The 12,312-nt window shown below is 71.5% G+C and carries 14 protein-coding genes; 6 read left to right on the top strand and 8 right to left on the bottom strand.

Annotated elements, in window-relative coordinates:
* Positions 1 to 31: 31 nt before the first annotated feature.
* Complete coding sequence (locus H297_RS0102355) at positions 32 to 598, top strand: PPA1309 family protein (protein ID WP_027735738.1); 567 nt, start codon at positions 32 to 34, stop codon at positions 596 to 598.
* 118 nt (positions 599 to 716) lie between these two features.
* Here H297_RS0102355 and H297_RS0102360 read toward each other — a convergent pair whose 3' ends face one another.
* From H297_RS0102360 to H297_RS0102375, 4 genes are all read right to left on the bottom strand, one after another.
* Positions 717 to 1,832 carry a PDZ domain-containing protein gene (locus tag H297_RS0102360; protein ID WP_027735739.1) on the bottom strand — a complete coding sequence of 372 codons (1,116 nt, stop codon included), beginning with the start codon at positions 1,830 to 1,832 and terminating at the stop codon, positions 717 to 719.
* Between the two features lie 25 nt (positions 1,833 to 1,857).
* Positions 1,858 to 2,208 carry a hypothetical protein gene (locus H297_RS0102365; RefSeq protein WP_027735740.1) on the bottom strand — a complete coding sequence of 117 codons (351 nt, stop codon included), beginning with the start codon at positions 2,206 to 2,208 and terminating at the stop codon, positions 1,858 to 1,860.
* 229 nt (positions 2,209 to 2,437) lie between these two features.
* Complete coding sequence (locus H297_RS0102370; RefSeq protein ID WP_199787128.1) at positions 2,438 to 2,938, bottom strand: molybdopterin synthase catalytic subunit; 501 nt, start codon at positions 2,936 to 2,938, stop codon at positions 2,438 to 2,440.
* Between the two features lie 73 nt (positions 2,939 to 3,011).
* Entirely contained in the window at positions 3,012 to 4,112 is a 1,101-nt protein-coding gene (locus H297_RS0102375) for an SDR family oxidoreductase (RefSeq protein ID WP_027735742.1), read from the bottom strand.
* 188 nt (positions 4,113 to 4,300) lie between these two features.
* Here H297_RS0102375 and H297_RS0102380 point away from each other — a divergent pair, with 188 nt between their 5' ends.
* On the top strand, positions 4,301 to 5,842 hold the full coding sequence (locus H297_RS0102380) for a zinc-dependent metalloprotease (protein WP_027735743.1): 1,542 nt from the start codon (positions 4,301 to 4,303) through the stop codon (positions 5,840 to 5,842).
* Positions 5,839 to 6,447 carry an NUDIX domain-containing protein gene (locus tag H297_RS34050; RefSeq protein ID WP_051351420.1) on the top strand — a complete coding sequence of 203 codons (609 nt, stop codon included), beginning with the start codon at positions 5,839 to 5,841 and terminating at the stop codon, positions 6,445 to 6,447. Before H297_RS0102380 ends, H297_RS34050 begins: the two co-directional genes overlap by 4 nt.
* Before the next feature lie 45 nt (positions 6,448 to 6,492).
* Here H297_RS34050 and H297_RS0102390 read toward each other — a convergent pair whose 3' ends face one another.
* Positions 6,493 to 7,065, bottom strand: coding sequence for a M48 metallopeptidase family protein (locus tag H297_RS0102390; protein ID WP_027735744.1), 573 nt, complete (start codon positions 7,063 to 7,065; stop codon positions 6,493 to 6,495).
* Between the two features lie 515 nt (positions 7,066 to 7,580).
* Here H297_RS0102390 and H297_RS0102395 point away from each other — a divergent pair.
* Together H297_RS0102395 and H297_RS34055 are read left to right on the top strand one after the other, a co-directional pair.
* On the top strand, positions 7,581 to 8,681 hold the full coding sequence (locus H297_RS0102395; RefSeq protein ID WP_027735745.1) for a ThiF family adenylyltransferase: 1,101 nt from the start codon (positions 7,581 to 7,583) through the stop codon (positions 8,679 to 8,681).
* A 76-nt stretch (positions 8,682 to 8,757) separates the two neighbouring features.
* Entirely contained in the window at positions 8,758 to 10,149 is a 1,392-nt protein-coding gene (locus H297_RS34055) for an ABC1 kinase family protein (protein ID WP_037792506.1), read from the top strand.
* A 78-nt stretch (positions 10,150 to 10,227) separates the two neighbouring features.
* On the opposite strand, the gene H297_RS0102405 is transcribed toward H297_RS34055, so the two are convergent.
* From H297_RS0102405 to H297_RS41005, 3 genes are all read right to left on the bottom strand, one after another.
* Positions 10,228 to 10,587 carry a hypothetical protein gene (locus H297_RS0102405; protein WP_051351421.1) on the bottom strand — a complete coding sequence of 120 codons (360 nt, stop codon included), beginning with the start codon at positions 10,585 to 10,587 and terminating at the stop codon, positions 10,228 to 10,230.
* Positions 10,584 to 10,952, bottom strand: coding sequence for a WhiB family transcriptional regulator (locus H297_RS0102410; RefSeq protein ID WP_027735747.1), 369 nt, complete (start codon positions 10,950 to 10,952; stop codon positions 10,584 to 10,586). Before H297_RS0102410 ends, H297_RS0102405 begins: the two co-directional genes overlap by 4 nt.
* Before the next feature lie 130 nt (positions 10,953 to 11,082).
* Positions 11,083 to 11,358 (bottom strand): hypothetical protein, encoded by a 276-nt coding sequence (locus tag H297_RS41005; protein ID WP_199787129.1) that lies wholly within the window; start codon positions 11,356 to 11,358, stop codon positions 11,083 to 11,085.
* 385 nt (positions 11,359 to 11,743) lie between these two features.
* Here H297_RS41005 and H297_RS0102415 point away from each other — a divergent pair, with 385 nt between their 5' ends.
* Positions 11,744 to 12,091, top strand: coding sequence for a VOC family protein (locus tag H297_RS0102415; protein WP_027735748.1), 348 nt, complete (start codon positions 11,744 to 11,746; stop codon positions 12,089 to 12,091).
* Positions 12,092 to 12,312: the final 221 nt, after the last annotated feature.

Below are 12,312 nucleotides of genomic sequence, written 5' to 3' on the forward strand. Positions count from 1 at the left end.
CTTCCCGCGGCGGAGGCGGCACGATATGGGGATGAGCAACCTCCCCCACGAGGGCACCCCCCTCGCATCCCGACCCCTGACCCGTGCGGTGCTGGAGATCGACGAGTACGCCGCGGGGCTGGGCTGGGACCAGCCCGCACGGCTCTTCGCACTGGTCGACACGGAACGCCTGCGCACCGAGGAGCCCGGCCTGGCGCAGCAACTCGGCATGGACGAGCAGGCCGAGGACACCCCCAGCGGCTCCCTCACCCCCGTCGAGCAGGACGAGATCCCCTCCGGAGTCCCGCTGGACGAGTTCCTGGGCACCATCGCCTGGCCCGACGCCGTCGCCGGCTGCGCGCTCACCGTGGAGCGGCTCATGCTGCCGCCGTCCGCCGAGTCGGCCGTACCCGAGGACCTGGACGGCGACGCGCTCACCCGGTGGGTCGCCGAGCACCCGGAGCGCCAGGAGGTGCGGATGACGGTGGCGGTCGTACGCGGCGGAGAGCGGGAGTCGGCACTGCGGCTGCGGGAGAAGGACTCGGCCACCGAGGTGCTCACCGGCGCCGACCTGGTGCCGGGCCTCGCGCAGGCACTGGCGGCGACGTTCGAGGAGTGAGGGGATCCGGGCCGGCGTCTTGGGTGGGCAGGCCGCTGCCGTCCCGGCGCCGGCCGCCGCGTTGACGGCGACGTGCACAGGAGATGGACAGGAGGTCGCCAGGAGGTGGACAGCGTGCCTAGTGCACCGTGCACCGGGTGAGGTCGTCCGTATGCCCCGTACGGATCTTCTTCAGCGAGCTGAGGGCGTCGTCCATGGACGACGTCTTCACCAGGGTCAGCCCCTCGGGCTTGTTCTTGGCCGCGGTGGCGCAGTTGCCCGCCGGGGTGAGGAAGAACCGGGCGCCCTTCTTCCGGGCGGCCAGCGTCTTCATCTGGATGCCGCCGATCTCGCCGACCTTCCCGGCGTCGTCGATCGTGCCGGTGCCGGCCACGAACTTCCCGCCGGTCAGGTCGGTGGGGGTCAGCTTGTCGACGATGCCCAGCCCGAACATCAGCCCGGCGCTGGGGCCCCCGATGTCGGCGAGCTTGATGTCGACCTCGAACGGGAAGACGTGCGTGAGCGTCGTCGTGATGCCCACCCGGGCGGCGCTCTTGCCCTTCATCTTCCCGGTGCGCACGGTGACCTTCTCCGCCTTCTTGGAGGAGAGCTTCTTGCCCTTCTTCTGGGCGGCCTTCACCTCGTCGGCCGGGACCACGGTGAAGGAGACCTTCTCCCCCGGCTTGTGCGCACGGACCACCATTCCGACATGCTCCGGCTTGGAGACCGGCTTCCCGTCCACCGCCGTGACGACGTCCCCCGCGTGCAGCCGCTTGTGGGCGGGGGCGCCCTTCTCGACCGAGCCGACGGCAACATAGGAGCTGACCGGCTGCTTCAGCTCCTTGAAGGCGGCAACCTTCGCGCTCTCCTGGGAGGCGGTGAACTCCTCGGCGTTCTGCTGGTCGACCTCCTCGGCCGACCTGTCCTCCGGGTAGAGCGACTTGTGCGGGACGACGAGGCTGTCGTCACTGATCCAGCCGGACAACGCCCCCAGCAGCGTCATGTGGTACTCGGAACCGGTGACACGGACCGTGGTCATGTTCAGGTGACCGGAGGTGTCGTACTCCTTCGGCTCTCCCTTGTGGCCGGGCCGCTTCTTGATGTTGAGCACCGGATCCCCACCGTGCTCCCCCAAAGTGTTCACCGTCGGACCCGGTGACATCTCCGCGTAGGGCACCTCGATGAGCACTCCGGCGCAGAGCATCGCTATGAGCAGCAGCGTGGAGGCGAGCAGGGTCGCGGTGCGGCGAGGCATGGCACGACAGTACGGGACGGTCCTGTCAGTCGGCGCCCGGGGCCGGTCCGTCCGGGGCCGCATGAGCCAGCGCCCCGGCGGGGGCCAGCGCGGCCTCCTGCGGATCCATGCGGGCGCTCTGGGAGACCGTCGGCCCGGCCTGGTGCCCCTCGGATGTGCCGACTGCTCCGGGCGGGGCCGGGTACCGGACCGCCGAGCCCGGGCGGGAGGGGGCAGCCTTTGCGCCGGAGCGCTCCATGGCGGCACGGAAACGTTCGTATCCGGCGACGCCCAGAGTGTCGGGCATCTTGGCGCGGCGCCGCCCGGCCCAGCCTCCCCACAGGGCGGCCGCCACAGCGGCGACGACCGGAATGAGCAACCAGGCGAGAGCCGCCATCGGGACCTCCCGACCCCTCGAACGCGCCTTCCGGGCATGCGGCCCGGCGGCCGGCAGACCGGCCGATGAGCAGATTAACCGTCGGTGTTCCAACGGTCCGCCCAGACACACGGTTACGCAACCGGAGAACGCCGCACCCACGTACCCGGACCCGTCCACCGAACGGCTTCCTGGGCGCTCCCGCGGGGGCACCGGCCGAACCGGAAAGCAGGCAGCCGGACCGGGCAGACTAGGCGCCGACCCACTCCTCCGTGCCGTCGGAGAACGTCTGGTGCTTCCAGATCGGCACTTCGTGTTTGAGGTCGTCGATGAGTTTGCGGCAGGCGTCGAACGCTTCCGCCCGGTGCGGGCAGGAGACGGCCACCACCACCGCGAGGTCGCCCACGTCCAGATCCCCGACGCGGTGCACGGCGGCGAGGGCCCGCACCGGGTGGTCGGCCGCGACCTTCTCCGCGACGCGGCGCAGCTCGGCTTCGGCGCTGGGATGCGAGGAATAACCCAGACGGGCGACATCGCTGCCGCCGTCGTGATCGCGGACCGTGCCGACGAAGAGCGCCGTCCCGCCCGCCGCGTGGTCGCCGACCGCGGTGAAGACCTCGTCCACGGACAGCGGCGCCTCGCGGACCTCCAGCAGCCTGATGGGGTCCTCGGAGCCCTGCTCACCAGGGTGGTCGGGGTGCGTACTCCGGTCGCCACCCGCGGCGTCGTACGTCTGTGCCATACCGGTCATGCTGCCCTACCCGCCTCGAAACCGGAACATCCGACTGTCGCGCCCGCCGGCCGGTTGCCCCTCGTACAGCCGGTCACAGTCCGCGCCGCTTGCGTGCCCGGCGCACCAGTGCCGCCGTACCGATCAGTGCGACGGTGGCACCGGCCGCACCGGCTGCCGTCGCCGCCTCCGTGCGGCCCAGCCGCCGCCCGGCGACGGTGTGCCGGCCCGCCACCTCCTCCAGGAGCGCGGCCAGCACCTCCTCGTTCGTCCACCGGGGCCGCCAACCCGCGTCGTGCAGCCTGCTGCCGCTGACGACCCAGGGATGCATCGTGTAGGCGAGGTCGGCCGCGGGTGAGGGGGTCAGGCCGAGCCGGTGCAGCCGGGAGGCGGCCCCCAGGGCGACGCTGGAGGGCAGCTCCATGCGCCGCATCCCCGTCAGCTCCTCGACCTCCTCCTGCTCCAGCCATCCGTCGCAGCCGACGGCCACCTCGCCCTCGACCCTCTCCAGCGCCGCGTACTCAAGAGCCGTGACCAGGTCCTCGACATGGCAGAACTGCCAGCAGGGCCGCGACCCGGCGACCACCAGCAGCCGCGGCGACTCGAAGTGCCGCGTCAGCGTGGTGTCCGCACCGGCACCCACCAGCACAGCGGGCCGCACCACGGTCACGTTCAGTCCCGGATGGGCACGAGGAGCGCGCCGTGCCAGGCGTTCGATCTCCATCAGATCCCCGACGCCGGTGGCGTCCGCGGTCGCCCGCAGCTCCGCCTCCTCGGACAGCGGTACGTCGTTGTCCTGGAGCGCCCCGTAGACCATCGCCGAGGTGCACAGGACCACGCGGCGCACGCCTGCCGCGGCGGCAGCCGTCAGCACCGTCTGCGTGCCGCGCACGTTGTAGGCGGTGCGGGCGGCCGGATCCGTCTCCAGGTCGAGATCGAGGGCGAGGTGGACGACGACGTCCACCGGATCCCCGTCCCCCCGCAGCCGGTCGGCGATGGCCGGATCGCGCACGTCCAGCGTGTGCCACTGGGCCTCGCTCACCTCGCCCCGCCGCTCGTCGAGGGCGATGACCTGCTTGATCTCCTCGGAGGCCGCCAGCCGCTCGGTGAGCAGCGCGCCGACCCCCGCGGCGGCGCCGGTGACGGCGACGGTCGGGGTTCGCGCTGCGCGAACGTGGGGCTCGGAGGAACTCACCGGGCGTCTCCAGTGGTTGTTTCTGGTACGAGGTGCGCAGGCTCCATCCTGCCTGACTGGTGTCTAGGCTGGGGGCAGAGCCCGCAGATCGCACCGAGGACATGCGCAAGCGCGAGACATCCGCGGCACACGCCGCGGACCGCCCCGCAACCACCAGACCGTCCGACGAGACAGAGCCGAGGAAACCCGTGAGTGACACCCCATTCGGATTCGGCGTACCTCCCGAGGAGCCCGAGGACGGGGACGACGGCAAGAAGAAGCCGGGCGGCGGACAGCCGGGCGGCGGGCAGCCCAACCCGTTCGGTTTCGGCGGCGGTACCGGCTCCGGAGCGGACAACCCGCTGGCCGCGATGTTCGGCTCGCTGGGCGGCGGGCAGGGCGGGGGCTTCGACCCGAGCGACCTGGGGGCCGCCTTCCAGAAGCTGGGCCAGATGCTCTCCTACGAGGGCGGCCCGGTGAACTGGGACATGGCCAAGGACATCGCCCGTCAGACCGTGGCGGCAGGCGCGCAGGACGGTTCCAAGGACGCCTCGGTCAGCTCCCAGGACCGCGCGGCCGTCCAGGAGGCGGTACGCCTGGCCGATCTGTGGCTGGACGGAGTGACCTCGCTGCCGTCCGGTTCCGGTACGGCGGTGGCCTGGAGCCGCGCGGAGTGGGTCGAGGCCACCCTGCCGGTCTGGAAGGACCTGGTCGACCCGGTCGCCGAGCGCGTCGGCACCGCCATGGGCAGCGTGCTGCCCGAGGAGATGCAGGCGATGGCGGGCCCGCTGCTGGGCATGATGCGCTCCATGGGCGGCGCCATGTTCGGCACCCAGATCGGCCAGGCCCTGGGGGTGCTCTCCGGTGAGGTCGTCGGCTCCACCGATGTCGGGCTGCCACTGGGCCCCGCGGGCAAGGCGGCGCTGCTCCCGGTCAACATCGAGGCACTGGGCAACGGCCTGGGCATCCCCCAGGAGGAGGTCCGGCTCTACCTCGCCCTGCGGGAGGCGGCGCACCAGCGGCTGTTCGCCCACGTGCCGTGGCTGCGCTCGCATCTCTTCGGCGCCGTGGAGGGGTACGCACGGGGCATCAAGGTGGACACCTCCAAGCTGGAGGACGTCGTCGGCCAGCTCGACCCGCAGCGCCCTGAGGAGCTGCAGGAGGCGCTTCAGCAGGGCATGTTCCAGCCGGAGGACACCCCGGAGCAGAAGGCCGCCCTCGCCCGGCTGGAGACCGCGCTGGCCCTGGTGGAGGGCTGGGTGGACGCGGTGGTGCACGCCGCCGCGGAGCCACACCTGCCGTCCTCTTCGGCGCTGCGCGAGACGCTGCGCAGGCGGCGCGCCTCGGGCGGGCCCGCCGAGCAGACGTTCGCCACCCTGATCGGTCTGGAGCTGCGGCCACGGCGGCTGCGGGACGCCTCCCGCCTGTGGGCGTCGCTGGCCGACGCACGCGGTACCGAGGGGCGCGACGCCCTGTGGGAGCACCCGGACATGCTGCCCACCGCCGCGGATCTGGACGACCCGGACGCCTTCGTCCACCGCGAGCAGCCGGACTTCTCCGAGCTCGACCGGATCCTGGGCGACGCGGCCGCGCAGGCCGGCACCCCGGGTACCGGGAGCGGCGCGAGCACCGAGGACGACGGGAAGGCGCGGGACAACACGTCCGAGGGCCGGACAGAGGGCGAAAAGGGCCACGGTGGACAGGCCGACGGCGGGGAAGGTGACGAGGGCACCGGCGAAGGAAAGCGGTGAGCACGCCTTCGGCAGGTCTCCACGAGAACGCCGAGCACGTACTGGCCCAGTGGCGTGACCCCTGTGGTGACGCGCTCCAGGAACAGCTCCGCAAGGAGTACCTGATCCACCTTGCCGCGCACCCGGACGGCATGTGGAAAGCGTGCTCCGCGGGGCACCTGACCGCCAGCGCTCTGGTCGTCGATCCGGGCAGCGGAAAGGTGCTGCTGACCTTGCACCGGAAGCTGAAGATGTGGCTCCAGATGGGCGGCCACTGCGAGCCCGAGGACGCCACCCTCGCCGAGGCGGCGCTGCGTGAGGCCGCCGAGGAGTCGGGGATCGCAGGACTGGCCCTGATGCCCGGCGGCCCCGTCCGGCTGGACAAGCACCACACCCCCTGCGCCTGGCACCTGGACGTCCAGTACGCGGCTCTCGCCCCGGAGGGGGCCGTGGCGGAGATCAGTGACGAGTCCCTGGACCTGCGCTGGTACGCCTTCGACCAGGTCGCCGGCGTGGCCGACGACTCCGTCGTACGTCTCACCACAAGGACGGTCGCCGCACTGCGGGCCGGACACCGCCCCGACGTGCAGACCCGGCACCGTGCGGGCGGGCCCGGGAGCGCCTGACGGGGTGCACCTGGCTGCAGACCGGGCCGGGCCTTCGCGGAGCGTTCAGGACTCGCTCTGTTCCGCCCCGTCGACCGGTAGGTGCGGCAGGCGCTCCGCCGCCGCGACACCCTCCAGGTAACCGCGCGCCCGCTCGGTGCGCGGATACGCCTCCAGCAGCCGCCAGAAGCGCGGGCCGTGTCCGGGCACGAGCAGGTGCGAGAGCTCGTGCAGCAGCACGTAGTCGAGGACGTATTCCGGCATCCCCTGGAGCCGGTGGGAGAGGCGGATGCTGCCCTCGGCAGGGGTGCACGATCCCCACCGGGTGTTCTGGTTGGTCACCCAGCGCACCGAGGACGGGCACGCGTGCCCGTCGAGATACTGCTCGGACAGCTGAGCCGCCCGCCGGGCGAGGTCCCCGTCGCCGAGCATCCGCCGGCTCTCCTGCGCGGCGAGCTTGTCGAGCATCACGCCGACCCAGCGTTTCTCCTCGTCAGCCGTCATCCGGGCCGGGAGGAGCACGACGGTGCGATCCCCTTCACGGTAGGCGGACACCGTGCGGCGTCGACGCGCACTGCGGCGCACCTCGACCGCGCTCTGACGGGCACTGCTGGTTCTGTACAGCGGGTCGGCGGACACGCCTCGACGTTACCCGCTGGCAGCGGCGGAAGTCCCCGCTCCGACCTCGCTCAGGGGGGAAAGCCCGCGAAACGCCGCCCGGGGCCCCACACGGCCGCGGCACAGCCGAACCGGGCGACGCGCGCCCGACGAGAAGCGCCCCGCATTCGTACGACTAACGCGGACGCCTGTGGACAACCCGCTCCGCCGTTTCCGCCGCAGACCGCATGCTGTCTGCGTGACCGGCTGATGATCGGCTCCGGCAGCACCCCGAGGCGCTCACCGGCAGTTACCGATGCGGTACGACCGGCACGGCGCCGCTCAGCACCGGGACCCGGCAGGGGAAATCGGTCGGCGCAAAGGTGGTCGCTCCCGCAGCGTACGGGCTGGGGCAACGCGTCGCTGCGGCAGCGACCGGCACAGAGAACCGAAGAGAACAGCAGAAGACGCAAGACGTTCCCGCGCAGCTTCGGCTGCGACGAGGAGTGACGGCAGTGCCGGGCCTCGACGGCCCGGCACAGAGAAGAGGGGACGGCATGCATCCGATGATCAAGCCCGCGCTGCGACGCGGCTGGCGCGACAGGGAGACCGTGCAGTACGGGGTAGCGCCCGCGCACGCAGTGCTGCTGGGGCCGATGGGAGACGCCACCGCGGCGTTCATGGAGCTGATGGACGGCACCCGCAGCATGGAACGCCTCAAGCAGGAGGCCCACCGGCTCGGCCTCGCGCCCCAGACACCCGACAAGCTCACCGAGCGGCTCACCACGGCCGGCGTACTCGACGACGCGACAGCCGACCGCGCCGCCTCCGCCGCCGTCACCGACCGGTTACGGCCGGACCTGGCGTCGCTGTCCGTGGTGCACCGCGAGCCGGGCGGCGCGGTGCGCAGGCTGGCCGCACGGCGGGCAGCCCGCGTCCAGGTGCGGGGCGCCGGTCGCGTGGGCGCGGCGGTGGCGACCACACTGGCCGCAGCCGGGGTCGGCCAGGTCGACGTCGTCGACGGCGGAGTCGTCGAGGAGTGGGACACCGCCCCCGGCGGCATCCCAGCGGCCCAGGCCGGGATGCGGCGCGACGCCGCGGCGCGCGGCACGGTCCGGCAGACCCGTGCCTGGAGGAGCAAGTCACGGGGACGGATCGACCTGGTGATCATCGCGCCGCGCGACGGCCTGGACGCCTACGCACCGGACCCGGAGCTCTCCGAGCGGTTCATGACCGCACAGACACCCCACCTCTACGGCGGCGTCGTGGAGGCAACCGGCGTGGTGGGGCCCCTCGTCCTGCCCGGCTCCTCGCCCTGCTCCGACTGCCTGACCCGCACCCGGACCGACCGGGAGCCCAGCTGGCCGATGCTCGTAGGCCAGTGGCGGACGGCCAACAGACGACGCACCGGGGTCCCCGCCTGCGATGTCGCCCTGGCTACGGTGGTCGCCGGTGCCACGGCCTCCTACGCTCTCAGCTACCTCGACGGGGACGGCGCCTGCGCCGCCGGTTACCGCCTCCGCTTCGCACTGCCCCATCTGCTGCCCGACACCGAGCAGTTCGCCGCGCACCCCGAGTGTCCGTGCGGTGCCGCTTCGGTGAGCGCCCCCACCGCGGACTCCGGGAACCCGGACCCGCACGCCACAATGGCCGGGTAGCCCGCACCACAATGACTCCAGTAGCTGTCGTCCTCGGCGCTGTCCCGGCAGAGCCGTCAGGGAGTTGGAGGGACGCATGTCTGATCTTCCCCGCAAGGCGGTGACGCGTACGGCGAAGCTGGCCGCCCTGCCGCTGGGCTTCGCGGGCCGCTCCGCCTGGGGGCTGGGCAAGCGCCTCGGCGGCCTCTCCGCGGACCTGGTCGGCCAGGAGCTGCAACAACGCACCGCCGAGCAGCTCTTCAAGGTGCTCGGCGAACTCAAGGGTGGCGCCATGAAGTTCGGCCAGGCCCTCTCGGTGTTCGAGTCGGCGCTCCCCGACGAGCTCGCCGGTCCCTACCGCGCCACCCTCACCCGCCTCCAGGAAGCAGCCCCGCCCCTGCCCGCTGCCACGGTGCACACGCTGATGGCAGAACGGCTCGGGCCGCAGTGGCGCAGCCGGTTCGCCGAGTTCGACGACCAACCGGCGGCAGCCGCCTCCATAGGCCAGGTCCACCGCGCGGTCTGGCACGACGGCCGTGACGTCGCGGTGAAGGTGCAGTACCCCGGCGCGGGCGAGGCCCTCGTCTCCGACCTCGCCCAACTCGGGCGCTTCGCCCGCCTGCTGGGCCCCCTCGTCCCCGGCATGGACATCAAACCGCTGCTCACCGAACTCCACGACCGGGTGACCGAGGAGCTGGACTACCGCCTGGAGGCAGAAGCCCAGCACGCCTACGCCCAGGAGTTCACGGACGACCCGGAAGTCCTCGTCCCCGACGTGGTGCACCAGGGCGAGGACATCCTCGTCACCGAGTGGCTGCCGGGCACACCCCTCTCCCGGGTGATAGCCGACGGCACCCAGGAAGAGCGCGACCGGGCCGGACAGTTGCTGAGCCGCTTCCTCTTCTCCGGCACCGCCCGCACCGGTCTGCTCCACGCCGACCCGCATCCGGGCAACTTCCGTCTGGTGACGGACGGCAGTACCGCGCCCGAGGACTGGCGGCTGGGCGTGATGGACTTCGGGACCGTCGACAGGCTGCCCGGCGGCCTGCCGCCCACCATCGGCACCGTGCTGCGACTCACACTCGACGGTGACGCGGAGAGCGCCTACACCCTGCTGCGGGACGAGAGCTTCGTCAGGGAAGAGATCGACCTGGAGCCTGAGGCGGTCCGCGAGTATCTGCTGCCCATTCTCGAACCCGCCTGCGTGGAGGAGTTCACCTTCACCCGGGAGTGGATGCGCAGCCAGGCCGCCCGGATTGCCGACCCCCGCTCCCCCGCGCACCAGCTGGGACGCCGGCTCAACCTGCCGCCCTCCTACCTGCTGATCCACCGTGTGACGCTCAGCACCATCGGTGTGCTGTGCCAACTCGGCGCCACGGTGGAGATGCGGGACGACATGGAGAGCTGGGTCCCCGGCTTCGCCCCCGGCGCCCCACCGGCACCGTCAGCCGACCCCGACGAACCGGAGCCCTCCGAAGCAGCCCTGTAACCGCCCGGCCCCGGCGCCGGACCACCAACGGCGAAGAGCCGGGGCACAGGCCCCGGCTCTTCGGTGAAGGTGAGTGAGTCACTGCATGACGGCCATGGCCAGAGCGCGGCGCGCCCGGTTGGTGGCCCGTTCGGCCCGGCGCTGCAGGCGGCGGGCCGTCCGCAGCCGCAGCGCCCGGCGTTCTGACTCGGCCTCCTGCAGTCTGTCGTGTATGTGCACCCTCGCCAGGCTTTCTGGCATGAGTTGCATGTCGCGGTTCCTGTTCTGACGGACGAGCGTCGCGTCGGAGGGAGAGCGAGTGGTGATCTTGTGGGTGGATGTCATCGTCGGATCCTGCTTCGTGAGGTGGCGCGTGCGTGGGTCCAGCGCCGACGGGTGATCGATCGTTCCGGCAGCCGTCGTCCGGCGGATGGCCGAACTGCGACGGCGGGAGCTCATGCCGTCACCGGGTTCTTGCGCGGACGCCCCCGCGGACGCTTGCGCGGAACGACGACGCCCTGGACGAACAGTTCGCCGCCCCAGACGCCCCAGGGCTCTCGGCGGTCCTTGGCGCCGGCGAGGCAGGCCTCCCGCAGCGGGCAGGTCTGGCACAGGGACTTGGCGTACTCCACGTCCGCCGGGGCCTCGGCGAAGAAGACCTCCGGGTCGTAGGAGCGGCAGGGAACATCGACGCCGAGACGCTCGATCGCGTCGTCGAGCTCGGTGAGAGTGAACAGCGGGGCGGTCAAGGAGTCCTCCGTGGAGACGTCAGGCGGCAGAGAAGGCGCGGGGCGCAACGGGTTGGGGTGCGTCTCGGTGTGCACTTCGGTTCTTCCTGTCTGTCGTGTGTCTGTTGTCGTGTCGGTCCGGCTGGTGGCCGGTCGGGCAAACAGAAGGGCCGCGGATCCCGGTGTGGGTTCCGCGGCCCTGGAAGGTGCCGACCTGATCTGCCGATCAGGCTGGATCTCTCCAGGGATGAGGCCCACGGAAGGCCCACATGCCGTAGCGCTGCGTCTTCTGGCGTCCCTCGCCGGCACCGTTGGCCGCGAAGCCACTGGCAAAGGCCACTGCTGCCACTGCCGGTGCTGCTACCGCGGGTGCCTGGGTCGGTCGCTCATTGCCGCCCAGAACGACACCGGGCAGACCGGTGCCGTGGAGGCGGGAGCCGAGCAGGCAGGTGCGGATGACCGAGTGATCGGTCATTTTGATCTTCGTCATGATCGTGGCCACTGGTCTCCGCCTCCTCTCGGCGTCTCGGGGACCGGCTGCGAAGCCGGTCCGAAGATGTTCAGGACTGAGTAGAGCATGGAAAGCGCGAGCCGAAAAGGCCCGCCCTCTCCATGTCCGGAAGGCTATGAGGCTCCGCACGGCGGGCGCAAACCATTTTCCGCGGCTTTCTGTCACAGCTTCTGTGACAGAGTACGACTGAGCGCTTCAGTTGGCTCTTGAGCGCAAGGATTGGGCCTGGCTGAGCGCCCAAGGTGGCCCTCACGGGGGGAAGGGCGCCATGCCGGAGGCAGGCTGCGATGTGTTCGAGGACCGATGACTTCTGGCTCTGCGTGTTGTCTGCAGTGCAAGAAGCACCAAGAACGCGCTGTGGAAGCAGGTGATTCTCATGGACGTGACTCGCGTACTGATGGTCTCTCCGGTACGGAACATCGACACCGCCGTGGCCTGGTATGAACGGCTGCTGGGCCGTCCGGCGGACCTCCGGCCGATGCCGTCGCTGGCCGACTGGCACCTCACCGCAAGCGGTTGGCTCCAGGTCTTCGAGGACCCGGCACACGCCGGTTCTACGCTGCTCAACCTGGAGGTGCCCGCGTTGGACGAGGCGCTGTCCGAGCTGGCCGAGGGCGGGCTTACGGCGGGGCCGGTGCAGACCGGCGGCGAGCGTGTCCGGTTCGCCGCCTTGGAGGACCCGGACGGCAACCTGGTAACCCTGCTGGAGAACCCGGTGGCGTAATCCGCCCTGTCGTGGCGGAGACTGCGTGCCCGCCCGAGCCGCGGGGCGCCGTGGGCCGCGCCGCCCGGCTCGGCGTCAGCGACCCCGAGCAGCGAGCACCCCTTCGCCTCAAATTCGCCTCAGAACACCAGTTCACAACCTTGTCACCACCCCACGGGCCAACCCCGGGCGCCGAGCCGCGCCGACCACGGCGCTCAAGGGCCAACTGAAGCGCTCAGTCG

The organism is Streptomyces sp. CNT360 (assembly GCF_000424785.1).

Bases quoted from the DNA above. Each gene is read 5' to 3' on its own strand.
- H297_RS0102355 (WP_027735738.1), top strand. From the start codon at position 32: ATGAGCAACCTCCCCCACGAGGGCACCCCCCTCGCATCCCGACCCCTG.
- H297_RS0102360 (WP_027735739.1), bottom strand. From the start codon at position 1,832: ATGCCTCGCCGCACCGCGACCCTGCTCGCCTCCACGCTGCTGCTCATA.
- H297_RS0102365 (WP_027735740.1), bottom strand. From the start codon at position 2,208: ATGGCGGCTCTCGCCTGGTTGCTCATTCCGGTCGTCGCCGCTGTGGCG.
- H297_RS0102370 (WP_199787128.1), bottom strand. From the start codon at position 2,938: ATGACCGGTATGGCACAGACGTACGACGCCGCGGGTGGCGACCGGAGT.
- H297_RS0102395 (WP_027735745.1), top strand. From the start codon at position 7,581: ATGCATCCGATGATCAAGCCCGCGCTGCGACGCGGCTGGCGCGACAGG.
- H297_RS34055 (WP_037792506.1), top strand. From the start codon at position 8,758: ATGTCTGATCTTCCCCGCAAGGCGGTGACGCGTACGGCGAAGCTGGCC.
- H297_RS0102405 (WP_051351421.1), bottom strand. From the start codon at position 10,587: ATGAGCTCCCGCCGTCGCAGTTCGGCCATCCGCCGGACGACGGCTGCC.
- H297_RS0102415 (WP_027735748.1), top strand. From the start codon at position 11,744: ATGGACGTGACTCGCGTACTGATGGTCTCTCCGGTACGGAACATCGAC.